Origin of the sequence: Micromonospora sp. NPDC051925, assembly GCF_044548625.1 — a bacterium.
In the GTDB taxonomy this organism is placed as follows: domain Bacteria; phylum Actinomycetota; class Actinomycetes; order Mycobacteriales; family Micromonosporaceae; genus Micromonospora.
The window spans coordinates 1-14,576 of sequence record NZ_JBIUCH010000015.1 but is presented as its reverse complement, the minus strand read 5'-3'; the positions used below and the strand labels follow the sequence as shown (position 1 = coordinate 14,576).

The following is a 14,576-nucleotide window of genomic DNA, read 5'->3' as shown; positions in this document are numbered from 1 at the left end:
CCCCCGTGTGTCAGAACCCGAGCTTGAGGTAGTTGCTCGCGTTCTCCTTGGTGATCGTCTCGGATGCGAGCACGATCTCCTTGGGTACCTGGAGTTCCACCAGGTCGGACATGCCCTTGCCCTGGCCGATCAGGCGGGCCAGGGAGATGGCCGAGGAGGCCATCGACGGGCTGTAGGTCACGGTCGCCTTGAGCACCGTGTTGTCGGCCTGGATGTCCTCCATGGCCTTCTTCGAGCCGGCACCGCCGACCATGAAGAATTCCTTGCGGTTGGCCTGGTTCACCGCGGCCAGGACACCGATGCCCTGGTCGTCGTCGTGGTTCCAGATCGCGTCGATCTTCGGCAGCGCCTGGAACAGGCCGGTGGCCGCCTGCTGGCCGGAGTCGGCGGTGAACTCCGCCGGCCGCCGGTTGGCCACCTTGAAGCCGGCTGCGGCCAGGGTGTCGGAGAAGCCCTTCGACCGCTGCTGGGTCAGCTCCAGCGCGTCGATGCCGGGGATCTCGCCGATGATCGGGGCGCTGACGCCCTTGGCCTTGAGCTGTTCCACGATGTAGTTCGCGGCGGCCACGCCCATGCCGTAGTTGTCGCCCATGATCTGCAGCCGGTAGGCCAGCGCGTCCGGGAAGGCCCGGTCCAGGTTGACCACCGGGATACCGGCCTTCATCGCCTCCAGGCCGGCGGCGTTGAGCTCCTTGCCGTCGTGCGGGAGCATCACGATGACGTCCGGCTTCTGGGCGATCAGGGTGGACAGCGCGGCCCGCTGGGCCGCCGCGTCCGCGCCGGCCTCGACGGTCTTGAAGTCCACGTCGGAGTACGCGCCGGCCTGCGCCTTGGCGTTGTTGGTGATGGCGGCGAGCCAGCCGTGGTCGGCGGCCGGGGCGGAGAAGCCGATGGTCACCTTCTTGCCGGGGGTGCTGTTGCCGCCCTCGGCGTTGTCGGCCGCCTTGGTCTGTGCCGCGGTCGGCGCGGCCTCGTTGCTGGTGCAGCCGGCGAGGAGCACGCCGGCGCCGACCGCCGCACCGCCGAAGAGCAGCCGGCGGCGGGACAGGTCACGGGGCTGGGTCATGACGACCTCCTGAAATGACGGATGGTGGGGTGAAAAAGAGCGTGCTCATCCCGGCCACCGTCGGTGGCCGCCGGAATGCGGTGGTGCGAAGGGTAGGGCCGCGCCCGGTCGGGCGGCGCGTCCGGTCAGGCGGGGGTGGCCTTGTTTCGGCCGAGGAACTGGGTGAGGCTGCGGAACTGCACCTGCTGGATCAGGACGGCGCCGACGATGATGCCGCCCTTGACCATGTTCTGGGCCTCGGTGGAGAGGCCGTTGATGGCGAAGAGGTTGGTGATGGTGGAGAAGATCAGCACCCCGAGCAGGGAGCCGACGATGGTGCCCCGGCCGCCGCTGAGCAGCGTGCCGCCGATGATGGCCGCGGCGATCGCGTCCAACTCGTACAGGTTGGCCATGGCCGCCTGGGCGGAGTTGGCCTGCGCGGTCAGCATGATCGCGGCGATGCCGCAGCAGAGCCCGGAGAGCGCGTAGAGCAGCAGGGTGTGCCGCCGGACGTTGATGCCGGCGAGCCGGGCCGCCTCGGGGTTGCCGCCGACGGCGACCGTGCGCCGACCGAAGGTGGTCCGGTTGAGCAGCACCCAACCGGCGGCGACCACGGCGGCCAGGATGTAGACCAGCAGCGGGATGCCGAGCAGGTCGGTGCTGGCGATGCCGTTGATGAAGGTGTTGTCCGACACCTGGGTCTGCTTGCCGGAGATCTGGGCGGCCAGGCCCCGGGCGGCGACCATCATGGCCAGCGTGGCGATGAACGCCACCAGCCGTCCGTACGAGATGAGCAGCCCGTTGACCACGCCGACCGCCGTGCCGACCACGATCGCCGTGAAGATCATGCCGCCGGCGCCGTAGCTCTGGGTGGCGAGCGTGGTCGCCCACACCCCGGCGAGGGCGACGATCGCGCCGACCGACAGGTCGATGCCGCCTCCGATGATCACGAAGGTCATCCCGACGGTGACCACCCCGACCACCGAGGCGAGCTTGAGAATGGTCAGCGTGTTGCCCCACACCCAGTCCGGGTTGGAGTAGAGGTCCCAGCGGGTGGCCGCACCGATCACGACCAGCACCACCAGCACCCCGATCAGGCCGAGGTTGCGCCTCGCGCCCTCACCCCCGTCGCCCTGCCAGAAGGACAACCGTCTCGCCCTGGAATTCTCCTTGGCCACCGCTGTTCCGGCCGGGTCGACCGGCGGGGACTGCGTCGGCAGGTCCGCCGGCCGGTCCGGCGTCGTGGTCCCGGTCGACTCACTCATGCCGCCACCTCGTTATGCTCACTGCGCTCGCTCATGCCGGCGCGCCTTCCATCAGAGACCCCGCCATGACGAGGTCGAGCACTGTGTTCTCGTCCAGTTCGCCGGCGGGCGCCTCGCGCACCATCCGGCCCTCGCGCATCACCAGCACCCGATCGGCCAGGCCGAGAACCTCGGGTACCTCGCTGGAGACCAGCAGCACGCCGACCCCCTTGGCGGCCAGCCCCCGGATCACCCGGTACAGCTCGGCGCGGGCCCCCACGTCCACCCCCCGGGTCGGCTCGTCGAGCAGCAGCAACCGGGTGTCGCCGAGCAGCCAGCGCCCGACCACCACCTTCTGCTGGTTACCGCCGGAGAGGGTGCGTACCGCCCGGCGCACGTCGTTGGGCCGGAGCTGGAGGTCGTCGGCGATCCGCTCCGCCTCGGCCCGTTCCCGCCCGGCGTCGGTGAAGCCGAGGCGGGCGTACCGGGTGAAGGTCGCCAGGGTGACGTTGCGGTGGATCGGCTCGCCGAGCAGCAACGCCTGGCTCTTGCGCTCCTCCGGGGCCATGCCCATGCCGGCCCGCACGGCCGCGCCGACGCTGCCCGGACGCAGTGCCCGACCGCCCATCCGGACGGTGCCGGACTCGGCACGGCGGGCGCCGTAGATCGTCTCCAGCAGCTCCGAGCGGCCGGAGCCGACCAGGCCGGCGATGCCCACGATCTCACCGGGGCGGACGCTGAGCGAGACGTCGGCGAACTCGCCGGACCGGCTCAGCCGGTCGACCCGCAGCAGTTCCTCGCCGGTGGCGGGCGCGGTCGGGCGGTCCGGGAAGACGTACTCGATGGTCCGGCCGGTCATCCGGGCGACCAGGTCGCGGGTCGGGGTGTCCCGGGCCGGCAGGTTCGCCGCGGTGGTCCGGCCGTCCTTGAGGACGGTGACCCGGTCGCCGATCTCGCGGATCTCCTCCATCCGGTGCGAGATGTAGATGACCGCGATGCCCTGGGCGGTGAGTTCCCGGATGATCCGGAAGAGGTTGTCCACCTCGTCGTGGGCCAGCACCGCGCTCGGCTCGTCCATGATGATCAGTCGGGCCTCGTGGGAGAGCGCGCGGGCCATGCTGACCACCTGCTTGCCGGCGGCCGGGAGTGCCCGGACCATCCGGCCGGGCGGGATCTCGCCGTGGCCGAGCCGGCTCAGGATCTCCCGGGTACGCCGGGCCATCTGCCCGCGCCGGACGAAGCCGGCGACCTTCGGCTCGTGGCCGAGGAAGGCGTTCTCCGCGACCGACAGGTCCTCGACGAGGTCGAGTTCCTGGTAGATGGTGGCGATGCCGGCACGCATGGCGGCCTGCGGGTTGGCGAAGTTCGCCGGCTCGCCGCGCCACTGCACCTGACCGGAGTCCGGTCGGTGCACCCCGGCGAGCACCTTGATCAGGGTGGACTTGCCGGCGCCGTTCTGCCCGAGCAGGCAGTGCACCTCGCCGGCGCGCACCTCGAGCTGGACGCCGTCCAGGGCGCGCACCCCGGGGAAGGTCTTGACCACGTCGGTCAGGCGGAGCACCACCTCACCGGCGACGGTGTCGGCGGGTGCCTCGACCAGCGGGCTGGCCCCGGCGGGGGTCGACTCGTTACTCATGATGCCTCCCCGAAGGCGACGTCGCTGGCGAGGACGGCCGCGCCGGCTACTCCGGCGCGCGGTCCCAGCTCGGACAGGACCACCGGCAGGTTGCCGGTGGCCAGCGGCAGCGAGCGGCGGTAGACCACGCTGCGGATCTCGGCGAGCAGGATGTGCCCGAGGTGGGCCAGCCCCCCACCGATGACGATCATCGACGGGTTGGTGAAGCTGACCAGCCCGGCCAGCACCTGCCCGACCCGGCGGCCCCCGTCGCGGATCAGCTGGATGCAGGTGGCGTCCCCCTCGATCGCCGCCTCCGCGACGTCGCGGGCGGAGACCGCGCCCCGGGCGGCGAGCCGCTCGGCCAGGGCCGGCGAGGTGCCGGTACGGGCGGCGGTGGCGGCCTCCCGGGCCAGAGCGGCCCCGCTGAAGACGGCCTCCAGGCAGCCGGCGTTGCCGCACGAGCAGGCCGGACCACCGGCCTCGACCTGGATGTGCCCGATGTCCCCGGCGCAACCGTCGGTGCCCCGGTAGACCTCGCCGCTGAGGTAGATCCCGCACCCTATTCCGGTGCCGATCTTGATGAAGAGGAAGTCGTCGACCGAGTGGGCCACCCCCCCGTGCCGCTCACCGATCGCCATGATGTTGACGTCGTTGTCGACCACCGCAGGGCAGCCGTGCTCGCGGCTGAGCAGCTCGCGCACCGGGTAGCGGTCCCAGCCGGGCATGATCGGCGGCGAGACCGGCACGCCGTCCCGGAAGCTGACCGGGCCGGGGACGCCGACGCCGACGCCGTTGAGCCGCTCGTACGCCCCGTCCACCCGGGCCTTGTGCAGCAGGTCGTTGACCCGGTGCAGGATGGCCTTCGGGCCGGAGCGGATGTCGGCCGGCTCGGCGTACGCGGCGACCGGTTCCAGCCGCCCGTTGACCACCTCGACGTCGATCGAGCTGGCGCCCATGTCGACGGCGGCGAACCGGAGGTCGGGGTTCAACTCGACCAGGGTGGAGCGTCGGCCGCCTCGGGAGGCGGCCAGTCCGGCCTCGGCCACCAGGCCCAGCCCGACCAGCCGATCCAGCTCGGCGAGGAGCCGGGGCCGGGGCATCTGCAACCGGTCGCCCAGCTCGGCCCGGGACGCGGGGCCCTCGTCACGGAGCAGCCGGAGCAGCTGCACGTGCAGGGGATCTGCCGTTCGCACGGGACTCACCTCCGCCTCAGGGTTCACATTGACGTCACGCCGTTGTGTTGTGGTCGACACAGTAGGAGACTTCCGCGGCACGTGTCCATAGCTTCAGTCGTTCTGTCGGCAACTTTTGTCCGAACGAACAAAAGCTACTAGTCGATCAAGAAAAGGTTGACAGAACGAAAAAGACTCGCAACGACCTGCTACCGCCACCGGGTGACCCTCGCACATCCGGCCCACGTCGTGTAGGGGAACCTCTCCCGGAGCAGGTCGCGCCGGACACGCCACCGCCCCGCCGGGTCGGACGCGACGGGGCGGGGCGGGGCCGGACGGCAGGTCAGCGGCCGGGCGCGGCGTTGCGCTTCTTGCGCAGCTTGCGGTCGTCGCGCAGCTCGACGTACGGCTCCTCATCGGGCGTGTGGCCGGCGGAGATGGCCCGGCCCCGCTCCAGCTCGGCATCGAACTCGGCACCGAGCAGGACGGCGATGTTGCTCAGCCAGAGCCACACCAGGAAGATGATCACGCCGGCCAGCGCGCCGTAGGTCTTGTTGTAGGACCCGAAGTTGCTCACGTAGAGGGCGAAGATGCCGGAGACGAGCAGCCAGAGCAGCACGGCCAGCACGCCACCCGGGCTGACCCAGCGGAACCCGCCGTGCCGGGCGTTGGGCGAGGCCCAGTAGAGGATGGCGAACATGAGGCTGACCAGCACCAACAGCACCGGCCACTTGGCGATGTTCCACACCGTCGGCGCCGTGGAACCGAGCCCGACGGCGCTGCCCACCTGCTCGGCGAGACCGCCGGTGAAGACCACGATCACCGCAGCGGCGAGCAGCAGCACACCGACCAGGGCGGTCACCCCGAGCCGGATGGGCAGGGTCTTCCAGACCGGCCGCCCCTCCGGCACGTCGTAGATGCTGTTCGAGGCGCGCATGAACGCACCCACGTAGCCGGAGGCCGACCAGAAGGCGGCGACCAGACCGATGATCGCGGCGACACTGGCCAGCCCGCCGGACTCGCCGGCCTGGTCGATCGCGCTCTCGATGATGGTCCGGATGTTCTCCTCCGGCACCACCTGGCCGACCGTGTCCCGGACCCCGTCGGTGGCCCGCTCGCCGAGCAGCCCGAGGATCGAGATCAGCACCAGCATCCCGGGGAAGATCGACAGCACCCCGTAGTAGGTCAGCGCGGCGGCCCAGTCGGTCAGGCTGTCCTCCTGGAACTCCCGGGCGGTACGCCTGAGCGCCGCCTTCCAGTCCGCGCCACGCAGGTCGGTGGGACTGTCCGGGCCGTCGTCGGGGCCGACCGGCCGGGTACGAGCGTCCGCGTCCCACCGCTCACCGGACACCCGACCACCCGACGCCCGGCCACCGGACACCCGACCACCCGACAGCCGCGCATCGGACCGGTTGCGGTCCTGGCGGGCTGCGGTGGTGGTGACCGCCTCGTCGCGGTCGTGGCCGGCGGGGCTCTCGTCGGAGGCCATCGCCCCTCCTCCTGATCTGGGGATGTCGCCCTCCGACATGCCCCGCCGGAGCCGCCGGCTAACCCCTCACCAACAGCAGCGGGGTGACCAGCGACACCGCCACCAGGAGTGCTCGCCGACAGGGCCGACAGGGCCGGGTCGGTCCGACGACCGGGGTGGTCGGCCCTGTCGGCACCCGTTTCAGATTCGGCCCGCTGGCCAGCGGCGCGATATCGGGGCCGAAGCAGTGACGCATCCACAGAAACCAGTGCCGGAAGTGCCGCAGTGACAAATCGACCACCTGACCCGGTGGCTCAGGTGACCGGTCCCGGAAAGACGACTACGGCCGCCGGGGCGTCCCGACGACGAACGCGCGCCAGGCATCCGGATCAAATGCCAGCACCGGCCCACCCGGGTCCTTGGAATCCCGAACGACCACCACGCCGGAGAGGTTGTCCGCCACCTCGACGCAGGCCCCACCGCCACCGTTGCTGCGGATGCTCTTGCGCCACCGAGCGTCGCTCAGATCCACGTCTCCGCCACCTCCGATATCAACTCAAGGGACTGCTGCTGAGAAAGTGTCTCACCACGGATCGACTCCCATACCTCGACCACCTCCCGCAGGTAGTCGGTGCGGTCGACCACCTGCCCGTGGCGCTGCCCCTCCAGGTATACGACGTCCTCGCCGGTAGGCGCGGTGGCAATCACGAAGGGCCCGTCAAGGCCAGGGTAAGCACCGGCGGACAGTGGCACGACCTGGATTCGGACTCGCGGCAGAGCCGTGCCGAGCTTCACCAGGTGCTGCAACTGCTCGCGCATCACCTCCGGCTCACCGACCTGACGGCGCAACACATACTCGTCGATGACAGCAGTGAGCAGCGGCGGCCGGTCACGGGTAAGCACGACCTGGCGTTCGATTCGCGTGGTCACCTGCTGTTCAATCTCGTCGTCACCGAATAGACCGGCGCCGACCAGAATGGCGCGGGCATATCCTTCGGTTTGGAGGAGGCCGGGCACATAGAGCGGCTCGAACCAGCGGAAAGCCCGTGCCTCCGCCTCGACTCCGGTCCAATCACGCGCCCAGGGCACCACGGCTTCCCGGCTGATTCGGCGTTGGATTCGCTCGAACCGGCCGTCGGTGGCGAGCACCGTGTCGCAGCGGCGCGCGAAGTCCAGGCTCGGCCGGCGCTCGCAGGTCTCCACCTTGGCCACCAGCGCGCCCGAATAGCTCAACGCCTCGGCCAGCGCCGCCTGGGACATGCCGGTGGCGGCGCGGGCCAGCCGTAACTCCTCCGCGAAGTGGTCCAGCATGGACGAGCTTTCCACGGACAGCCTCCGTACATCGTCGTACCACTCGAAATCGGCCGAACCACGCCCCGACCGTCGGCGGGTCAGACGTCCCACCGTAGCCGGAACATCAACAGACTGTCACGCAGCGGAACCGCTCACGGGATCGGACGGTGGGCGGAATCAGGCCGGAAGCGTCCGCCGATGAAAGGTCGGCGGACGCTCCCCTCGACCGTTGACGGAGGCTCGACCATGCGACCCATGCCCCGGCGGCACCCGCAGGTCATGGCGGCACCGCAGGCCGCACGGCAGCGACCCATGTCCCGGCGGCCTTCGCAGGCTCTCGCGGTACCCCACACCGCGCAGCGGCGGAAGGGGTAGACACCGATGCCCCGCTACCGCCCGCACGTTGCCGCCCGCCCGTCCTGGCGCTGCCGGGTGTGCGGGGCCGCCTGGCCGTGCTCCCCGGCCCGGCTGGCGCTGCTCGGGGAGTACCGCGAGGACCGCACCGCCCTGCTGGTCTACCTCGGCGCGCTGCTTGGCGAGGCGATGACCGACCTCGCCGCCCTGCACGGCGGGGTCGCGCCGCGGGGCCTGACCGAACGCATCGTCACCTGGGCAAGAGCCCGCCGACCGGGCGGACCCGAGTAGATCTTGGAAGATTACGGCCCTCCTGGCGGCCGTTCACCACCAAGATCTCTCCGCTCCGGCCGCCGCTCGGCGTCAGACGTCGGCGGGGGCGGTGGCGGCACGGGCGGCGGCGACCAGCTGGTCGGTCTCGGCGCGTACCTCGTCGGCGTCCACCGGGGTGCCGGGGTCGTAGCGGACCGTCCAGGTCAGACCGTCCACCCCGGGCACCCTGCGGGCCGCGACCCGGCCGGAGCCGCCGGGCACCGGGTGCTGCTGGGTGTACGCCACCGAACGGGTCACCCGGGCCCGCACCTGATGCGGCAGGTCGCCCGGATCGAGCAGCAGGTACGTCTCGGCGGGGCAGTCGGCGACCACCCGGTAACCGTCCCGCTCGGCGACCGTCTCGGCCGGGGTGACGGTCAACTCCCGCCCCGACCAGACGGCCTTGAGGATGTCGTGCCAGCCCAGCCGGCGCCCCCGGCCAGGCAGCCAGAGCCCGAGGTTGCTGGCGACCAACACCCCGTCGCCCTGACCACTGCCGGCAGCGGGGGCCGGCACCCCATCGCCCGCACCGCCGCCAACAGTCGGGGCCGGCACCCCATCGCCCGCACCACCGCCTGCGGCGGCCGACACCTCATCGCCCTGACCGTCGTCGGCGGCGGCCGGCATCCCGTTGCCCGCACCACTACTGCCGGCGGTGGGGGCCGGCGCTCCGCTACCGGCGGTGGCCCAGGCCAGCACCCGTTCGTCGGCGGCCAGCGGGGGGCGGGCGGCGGGCGGTAGCTTGGGTTTGCGGCCGAACAGTCCCATCACAGTCCTCCTGCGGCCTGCTCGCGCAGGGCCCGCGCGTGCTGTTCCAGCGAGAGCAGTTCCCCGAACAACGCGAAGTACTCGTCCTTCTGGTTGACCGGGTTGATCCGCTGGATCTTGGACTTGAGGTCCCTGATCCGGGCGGTGACCGAGCCCCACTGCAACCGGGCCATGGTGATCGAGACGTACCTCGGATCGGGTTCGCCGTCGATCCGCAACGGCTCCACGGCCAGCTCGCCGACGAGCGCCTGGGCGGCCAGGTCGTCGCAGGCGTCCCGGACCGCCTCGATCCACACCGCGCCGCCGGCCGCGACCGCCATCCCGCCGGCCGCCGCGATCGCCGTCCGGACCGCGACGTGCACCGGGTGCCGGTACTCGGCGGCCTCGACCGCGTCGAACATCGGCCCGGCGAGGACCGGCTCCTGGAGCGCGAGCTTCAGCGCCTCCCGCTCGACCATCGACTCCGGACTGTCCACTGCGGGCACTGCCGGGCGGGTCCGGCCCCGGGGCGGCACGGCGGCCTCCCGCTCACCGGGGGCGTTGGCGGCGGCCAGCACCGCCCGCTGCACCGGCTCGATCTCCATGCCGAGGTCACCGGCGAGCTTGCGGACGTACTCGGGGCGCTTCTCCCGATCCTTGATCTTGGCGACGAGTGGGGCGGCCCGGCGCATCGCCTCCACCCGACCGTCCACCGTGTCCAGGTCGTAGCGGTTGATCACGTGCCGGAGGGCGAAGTCGACAAGCGGCTCGCGGCGGGCGACCAGGTCGCGGATCGCCAGGTCGCCCTTTGCCAACCGCAGGTCGCACGGGTCCATGTTGTCGGGGCTGACCGCGATGAAGGTACGCCCGACGAAGCGCTGGTCGTCCTCGAAGGCGCGCAACGCGGCCTTCTGACCGGCGGCGTCCCCGTCGAAGGTGAAGATCACCTCGCCGGCCACGGCGTCGGTGTCGAGCAGCAGCCGGCGCAGTACGGCGATGTGGTCCGCGCCGAAGGCGGTGCCGCAGGTCGCCACGGCGGTGGCGACGCCGGCCAGGTGGCAGGCCATCACGTCGGTGTAGCCCTCGACGACGACCACCCGGCCCTGCTTGGCGATCTCCCGCTTTGCCTGGTCGATGCCGTAGAGGACGTGTGACTTCTTGTAGATCGGCGTCTCGGGGGTGTTCAGGTACTTGGGGCCGTCGTCGTCGTCGAACAGCTTCCGCGCCCCGAAACCGATCACGTCACCGGCGATGTCCCGGATCGGCCACATCAGGCGGCGGCGGAACCGGTCGATCAGGGTGCCCGAGCGGGACGGGCGGGACAGCCCACCGGTGACCAGCTCGTCGTGGCTGAAGCCCTGCTGGCGCAGGTGCTTGGTGAGCAGGTCCCAGGCGTCCGGGGCGAAACCGCAGCCGTACCGCTGCGCGGCGGCCCGGTCGAAGCCACGCCGGGCCAGGAACTCCCGGGCCGGACGGGCGCCGGCCGTGGCGAGCTGCGACTGGTAGAACTCCACGGCGGCGGCGTGCGCGGCCACCAACCGCTGTTTCTGCCCCTGCTGCGGGCGGGCCCGGGGGGTGGACTGGTCGTTCTCGACGTAACGCAGCTGGATGCCGGCCCGGTCGGCGAGCCGCTCGACGGACTCGACGAAGGTGAGATGCTCGGCGTCCATCAGGAACTTGATCGCGTCGCCGCCGACCCCGCAGCCGAAGCAGTAGAAGACGTTACGGGCCGGGGAGACGTTGAACGACGGGCTCTTCTCGTCGTGGAACGGGCACAGGCCCTTGAGGTTGCCGCCGCCGGCCGACTTGAGGGTCACCGTGTCCGAGATGACCTCGGCGATGGAGGTGCGCTCGCGGACCAACGCGATGTCCTCGTCCCGGATCCGGCCAGCCACCGACGCCACCTCCTCGGGCTACATCCTGCCCTGCCGCACCGACGAATCCGCCGTCGGGGGGACGCCGTGTGGCCCACACCGCCGGCTCCCGCTCACCGGGTACGCCGGTGCAGCCACCGGGTCACGGGCGGCGGTTCCTCCTCCTCGTACGACCGGGCGGCCCGCACCGCGGCGGCGAGCCCGGATCGACGCCCCTGCCCCACCTGCGGGTTGACGGCCGGATCCCGGGCCAGGTCACGCAGCAGCGCCACGGCCAGGGCGAGCATCACCACCACGAACGGCAGCGCCACCATGATCGTCGCCTGTTGCAGGGCGGACAGCCCACCGGCGAGCAGCAGCGCGCCGGCCACCGCGCCGATCAGCACACCCCAGGTCACCACCAGCAGCCGGTGCGGGCGCAGCGCGCCGCCGGAGGTCAACGAGCCGAGCACCAGGGACGCCGAGTCGGCGCTCGTCACGAAGTAGAGCCCGATGAGGATCATGGCGAGCACGCTGGTCAGGGTCGCCAGCGGCAACACCTCCAGCAGACCGAACAGCGCCTGCTCGCTTCCCCTGCCCACGTCCGCGACCAGATCCCGGGCACCGGTGGCCTGGGCCCGCAGCGCACTGCCGCCCAGCACCGCGAACCAGATCGCGCTGGCCCCGCTGGGCACGAGCAGCACCCCCACCAGGAACTGCCGGATGGTACGACCCCGGGAGATCCGGGCGATGAAGGTGCCCACGAACGGGGCCCAGGAGATCCACCAGGCCCAGTAGAAGATCGTCCAGGCACCCAGCCAGGACGAGTCCGAGAAGGCCCCGGTCCGGGTGGACATGAAGATCAGGTTGCTCAGGTAGTCCCCGACGGAGGCCGGCAGCACCTCCAGCGTGTAGATCGTCGGACCGGCCACGAACACGAACGCCATCAGCAGTACGGCCAGCAACACGTTGGTGGTGGAGAGCCACTTCACCCCCCGATGCAGGCCGGAGAAGGCGGACAGGACGAAGGCCAGGGTGAGTGCGCCGATCACGATCAACTCCACCGCCCTGGTGTCCCGTACTCCCGCCACCAGGTCCAGGCCGGCGGCCACCTGCAGGGCACCGAGCCCCAGGCTGGTCGCCGAACCGAACACGGTGGCGAAGACCGCCAGCAGGTCGACGACCCGACCGGCCGCGCCGTCGGCCCGCGCCCCGAGCAGCGGATGGAAGGCGGCCGAGATCCGGTTGTCCCGCCCCCTGCGAAAGGTCGAGTACGCCAGGGCGAGCGCGGCGATCGCGTAGATCCCCCATGGGTGCAGGGTCCAGTGGAAGAGCGTGTACCGCATGGCCGCCGCCCCGGCGGCCGGCGTCTGCGCCTCGATGCCGGTGCCCGGTGGCGGGGTGGCGTAGTGCTGGATCGGCTCGGCCACCGCGAAGAAGACCAGGCCGATCCCCATCCCGGCGCTGAACATCATGGCCACCCAGGCCAACGTGCTGAACTCGGGCTCGTCGTCGTCGGCACCCAGCCGGATCCGGCCGTACCGGGATGCCGCGAGCACCACCGCGAGCACCAGGAAGGCGTCGGCCGCGACGACGAAGAACCAGCCGAAGGTGCCGATCACCCAGGCGAGCCCGGACTCGCCGAAGGAGGCGAGCGAGTCGCGCCCGGTCACCCCCCAGACCACCACCCCCAACACCCCGCCCAGCCCAGACCCGAGCACCACCGGATCGGCCCTGCGGGTCGCCCCCGTCCGTTCCCGTTCCCCCATGGTCACATCGTCCGACCCGCACCCGGCAGGCACGACAGATATCCCCACTTCTCACCGCTGCGGCGACCACCCCCAGCAACCCGCCGCACCAGAACCCACCACCGCGGACAACCCACGGCACCCCAACCCCACACCGCAGCCCCCGACCATCGGTAACGCCACCGATCGCAGAGCTGCGCCACCCCGCAGAACCGGACACGGCCACACCCCGCTCGGCCCCGCCCGCCAACCACCGGCCCCGCCCGCCAACCACCGGCCCCGCCGCCAACCACCGGTCGCACCGCCGATCATGGAGTTGTGGTGGGAACAAAGCCCGGCGAATATCCATGAACCGGGCACCACAACTCCAAGATCGGCGGGAGCCGTTGGGGGTAGGGCGGGTGGTGGGGGTTGGTTCTGGCTACTCCGCTACGTGAAGCGGATCGGATCGGGAGGGAGGGGCTCGGATCGGGAGGGAGGGGCTCGGATCGGGAGGGAGGGGGTTTGCTTCCGGGTTAGGGGGTGGGGGTGGGTTCCTCGGCTTCGACTTGCCGGTTCCAGTCGGGCTTGGTGGAGCGCCAGCCCTCGTCGTCCATGCCCTGCCGCCAGTAGCCGGAGATGGACAGCGCCTCCCGGGGTACCGCCCGCTCGACCCGCAGCAGCCGACGCAACTCCCTGACGAAGTTGGCCTCGCCGTGCACGAACGCGTGCACCCGGCCGGGCGGGAACTCCAGCTCACGGACGGCTGCGACCAGGGCCTCGCCGACCGGCCGACCGGCCCGGTGCAGCCAGGTCAGCGCCACCGCACCGGGACTGCGCAGCGGCTGCTCGTCGGCGCGGTCGGCAACCTCCACCAGGGCCACGGCCGGGGCGCCCACGGGCAACCGCTCCAGCGCGGCACCGATCGCCGGCAGCGCGCTCTCGTCGCCCACCAGCAGGTGCCAGTCCGCCGCCGGGTCCGGCGCGTACGCCCCACCGGGGCCGGTGAACAGCACCTCGTCACCGGGGCGCAGTCGGGCCGCCCACGGGCCGGCCAACCCCTCGTCGCCGTGGTGCACCACGTCCACCGTCAACTCGCCGGCCGACGCGTCCCAGGCCCGCACGGTGTACGCGCGCAGCCGGGGCCACTGCTCACGGGGCAGTTCCTGCCGAATCGCCGCCAGGTCCAGCGGCCTCGGAAGGTCCACGCCTGGCTGCGGGAAGACCAGTTTGATGTAGTGGTCGGTGTACTCCCCCACCGGCAGCCCGGCCAACTCCTCCCCACCAAGAACGAGCCGCACCAGATGCGGAGTGGGCCGCCCGGTCCGCAAAACCCGCGCCGAAGTAACCGTCCTAGACCGCTCAGCCATACACTAAGGCTACCCTAACTTCCCCCACCCCACCCCCACCCCCACCCCCACCCCGCCGCCGCCGCCCAGGAGCGTTGATCAAGAGGTTTGCGTCAGAGTCGATCTTCAACCTGACGCAAACCTCTTGATCAACGGGAGCCAGCGGGGGCAGGGAGCGTCAGGGCAGGGCGGGGCAGGGGATGGAAAGGCGGGCGGGGGGGTAGCGGGCGGGGCGGGGGTAGTCCGGGCCACTCCGCTAGGCGGAGCGGCCCTGATCGGGGGGAAGTTAGGTCTACTTCCTAGTAGTGCTTTGTTAGGTTGGTACCAGTTGGTGGCAGAGTGGGCAGAATCCGAGCCACGTCGCGAGGTGGTATTGCAGCTCGCGGAGGACGGT

Annotated in this window: 11 protein-coding genes and 1 pseudogene; 1 reads left to right on the top strand and 11 read right to left on the bottom strand. The window is 71.3% G+C overall.

Features of this window, described 5'->3' with window-relative positions:
* Positions 1-10 precede the first annotated feature (10 nt).
* The 7 genes from ACIG87_RS20775 to ACIG87_RS20745 all read right to left on the bottom strand — a co-directional run bounded on the left by ACIG87_RS20775 (position 11) and on the right by ACIG87_RS20745 (position 7,873).
* Positions 11-1,066, bottom strand: coding sequence for a substrate-binding domain-containing protein (locus tag ACIG87_RS20775; protein ID WP_396852425.1), 1,056 nt, complete (start codon positions 1,064-1,066; stop codon positions 11-13).
* 125 nt (positions 1,067-1,191) lie between these two features.
* Positions 1,192-2,310 carry an ABC transporter permease gene (locus ACIG87_RS20770; RefSeq protein WP_396852424.1) on the bottom strand — a complete coding sequence of 373 codons (1,119 nt, stop codon included), beginning with the start codon at positions 2,308-2,310 and terminating at the stop codon, positions 1,192-1,194.
* A gap of 31 nt (positions 2,311-2,341) precedes the next feature.
* The gene (locus ACIG87_RS20765; protein ID WP_396852423.1) at positions 2,342-3,925 is read right to left on the bottom strand and encodes a sugar ABC transporter ATP-binding protein; all 1,584 of its coding nucleotides are present in this window, start codon (positions 3,923-3,925) and stop codon (positions 2,342-2,344) included.
* A complete protein-coding gene (locus tag ACIG87_RS20760) occupies positions 3,922-5,100 on the bottom strand; it encodes an ROK family transcriptional regulator (protein WP_396852422.1) in 1,179 nt (392 codons plus the stop codon). Before ACIG87_RS20760 ends, ACIG87_RS20765 begins: the two co-directional genes overlap by 4 nt.
* Positions 5,101-5,422: 322 nt before the next feature.
* On the bottom strand, positions 5,423-6,568 hold the full coding sequence (locus ACIG87_RS20755) for a YihY/virulence factor BrkB family protein (protein WP_396852420.1): 1,146 nt from the start codon (positions 6,566-6,568) through the stop codon (positions 5,423-5,425).
* 319 nt (positions 6,569-6,887) lie between these two features.
* Entirely contained in the window at positions 6,888-7,079 is a 192-nt protein-coding gene (locus tag ACIG87_RS20750; protein ID WP_396852419.1) for a DUF397 domain-containing protein, read from the bottom strand.
* On the bottom strand, positions 7,070-7,873 hold the full coding sequence (locus ACIG87_RS20745; protein ID WP_396852418.1) for a Scr1 family TA system antitoxin-like transcriptional regulator: 804 nt from the start codon (positions 7,871-7,873) through the stop codon (positions 7,070-7,072). The genes ACIG87_RS20750 and ACIG87_RS20745 overlap by 10 nt, the downstream gene beginning before the upstream one ends.
* Before the next feature lie 348 nt (positions 7,874-8,221).
* Here ACIG87_RS20745 and ACIG87_RS20740 point away from each other — a divergent pair, with 348 nt between their 5' ends.
* Positions 8,222-8,485, top strand: coding sequence for a flavin reductase (locus tag ACIG87_RS20740; RefSeq protein WP_396852416.1), 264 nt, complete (start codon positions 8,222-8,224; stop codon positions 8,483-8,485).
* A 72-nt stretch (positions 8,486-8,557) separates the two neighbouring features.
* Here the strand turns inward: ACIG87_RS20740 and ACIG87_RS20735 are convergent.
* From ACIG87_RS20735 to ACIG87_RS20720, 4 genes and pseudogenes are all read right to left on the bottom strand, one after another.
* Positions 8,558-8,992: pseudogene (locus ACIG87_RS20735) on the bottom strand (hypothetical protein); the annotation flags it as partial.
* Between the two features lie 281 nt (positions 8,993-9,273).
* The gene (gene dnaG / locus ACIG87_RS20730) at positions 9,274-11,148 is read right to left on the bottom strand and encodes a DNA primase (RefSeq protein ID WP_396852415.1); all 1,875 of its coding nucleotides are present in this window, start codon (positions 11,146-11,148) and stop codon (positions 9,274-9,276) included.
* A gap of 92 nt (positions 11,149-11,240) precedes the next feature.
* Entirely contained in the window at positions 11,241-12,875 is a 1,635-nt protein-coding gene (locus ACIG87_RS20725) for a BCCT family transporter (RefSeq protein WP_396852413.1), read from the bottom strand.
* A 494-nt stretch (positions 12,876-13,369) separates the two neighbouring features.
* Positions 13,370-14,203 (bottom strand): siderophore-interacting protein, encoded by an 834-nt coding sequence (locus tag ACIG87_RS20720; protein WP_396852411.1) that lies wholly within the window; start codon positions 14,201-14,203, stop codon positions 13,370-13,372.
* Between the last annotated feature and the right edge of the window lie 373 nt (positions 14,204-14,576).